We start from the raw sequence: 303 nt of genomic DNA, 5'->3' as shown, positions 1-303 counted from the left end.
ATCATCGCAAGGCAGGGGGTGAGATATCCTGTGACGGTCGGGTCTGGCGACTCGTCCCCGCGATTGTGCTGGATAAGGGGGGGAAACAATAATACAATTGAGTTAGAGGGTGAAAAAACCTTTCANNTGTTATCCATGAAGATCGAGCTTTCCGATAACGAAAGGAAACTGCTGGAACGCGTCCTTCGCTACTACCTGTCCCAGCTGAGAGGAGAAATAGTAAAGACCGAGGCCTACAAGTGGAAGAAAGCGCTCCACGAAGAAAAGAACATGCTGAAAGATATCGTAAAGAGACTCTCCTGA

1 protein-coding gene is annotated in these 303 nt (G+C 48.5%); it reads left to right on the top strand.

All coding sequences use genetic code 11. The features are described 5' to 3' along the window. Nucleotides 1-135 precede the first annotated feature (135 nt). Nucleotides 136-303 carry a hypothetical protein gene (locus GTN70_06525; protein ID NIO16641.1) on the top strand — a complete coding sequence of 56 codons (168 nt, stop codon included), beginning with the start codon at nt 136-138 and terminating at the stop codon, nt 301-303.

The organism is Deltaproteobacteria bacterium, from assembly GCA_011773515.1.
Taxonomy (GTDB): Bacteria; Desulfobacterota; Deferrimicrobia; order J040; family J040; genus WVXK01.
The sequence above is the reverse complement of the archived record's forward strand: the minus strand, read 5'-3'. Positions and strand labels throughout refer to the sequence as shown.

Excerpts from the sequence above, each read along its gene's own strand:
- GTN70_06525 (NIO16641.1), top strand. The coding sequence starts at position 136 with ATGAAGATCGAGCTTTCCGATAACGAAAGGAAACTGCTGGAACGCGTC.